General features: G+C 59.8%; 2 protein-coding genes. One reads left to right on the top strand and one right to left on the bottom strand.

The genetic code is table 11. From position 1 onward, the window contains the following. Positions 1-137: 137 nt before the first annotated feature. Entirely contained in the window at positions 138-362 is a 225-nt protein-coding gene (locus XF30_RS00240; RefSeq protein WP_146207641.1) for a hypothetical protein, read from the bottom strand. A gap of 49 nt (positions 363-411) precedes the next feature. Between XF30_RS00240 and XF30_RS37605 the strand changes: the two genes are divergently transcribed. After that, positions 412-819, top strand: a complete 408-nt coding sequence (locus XF30_RS37605; protein WP_146207640.1) for a hypothetical protein — start codon at positions 412-414, stop codon at positions 817-819. Positions 820-1,194: the final 375 nt, after the last annotated feature.

The raw sequence follows: 1,194 nt of genomic DNA, 5'->3' as shown, positions 1-1,194 counted from the left end.
ACTATTCGAGGCTTGCGGTGGAACGGGCCGAAGATCTTCAGGACGTTCCGCTCTTCTTCGACCAGCCTTTCGCAAAGATTTGACTGCCCAGTCGAGCTCGTTTCGCCCTTGACCTAAGCGCCCGAGCCGCGGCGCTATTATCGACGGCCCAAATCGTCTGGATCAGAAGCGTCTTTTAATCTGGCTGCGGTTTCGCTCAGAGCAGAGAGCGCAGGTTGCATTTTGTCGGGCTGCGAACCGAGTGTCGTTTGAAGATGCTGCCGGTCGAGCTCGATGGCGCGATCGAGCGAGGAGCCGTATATCGCCGCAATCGCGATCTCCTTGGCCAAGCGCGTATAGCTCTGCCACATGAGATAGAACATCAGCGGCGGGACCTGACAGTTCGCAAGCATCTCATAGCAGCAGCCACCATTGCTGCGCGAGCACCACGAGCCGTCGAAAGTCTCGTCTCGTTCGGCTGAACTTGTCAGGGTCGACGCCGCCGATGAAGGCGCAATGATCGAGCCGATTCAGGCCCGCCATGATCGCAACTGGATAATCGACAACAGGAACGCCCTTGAAGTCGGCGACGGTTTCTTCGTGCGGAGCCTGCCTGAGAAAGGCATCCATCATTTCGGCCTAGCGGACGGCGCTGACCAAAAGATCTACGTAGCGCCGCGGCACCATCATCACGTAGCGGCAGGCTTCGAGCCGCGTGTGCTCCCAGATGGCACGCACATTCCCGTCGGTGTCGCCCAGTCCACGCTTGCAGTCAGGGTAAACCAACCGGCCTTCATCGGTTTCCTTGAGGTACAGCGGAAGCAGCCTGTCGAGGGCTGACAGGAGCGTCAGAGGTTCGAAGAGATCGCCTATAGCCTTTTCGGCAGAGGCTAGAACCGACTTCTTTGATCGTCCCCATCCGAACATTTTGGCCGCCCCAGGTCCATGCTGCGCTGGGGCTCGCCTGAAGACGCAAGTCCGCCCATTTCCGGCCTTTGAATGATCCGGAGCCCGCCCGAATCGGTTAGTGGGTTATTAACCGCCGTTCGGCAGGCTTGCGGCCACGGTTATCGCTGCCTAATCAGCCCCCCAGCCCAAGGCAGCGTAAGATGGCCGGCGGTGGATGAGCTCCGCCGGCCGTTTTGCTCGAGAGACTGTCCGCGCTCTCTGCCGTTACGGAGCCTTCGAAGGCCCGCCTCGCAGTTGACGGTATCC

It is taken from the genome of Bradyrhizobium sp. SUTN9-2 (assembly GCF_003122645.1).
GTDB lineage: Bacteria > Pseudomonadota > Alphaproteobacteria > Rhizobiales > Xanthobacteraceae > Bradyrhizobium > Bradyrhizobium yuanmingense.
The sequence above is the reverse complement of the archived record's forward strand: the minus strand, read 5'-3'. Positions and strand labels throughout refer to the sequence as shown.

What these genes read in the sequence shown, in the direction of transcription:
- XF30_RS00240 (WP_146207641.1), bottom strand. Translation starts at nt 362, where the DNA reads ATGTTCTATCTCATGTGGCAGAGCTATACGCGCTTGGCCAAGGAGATC.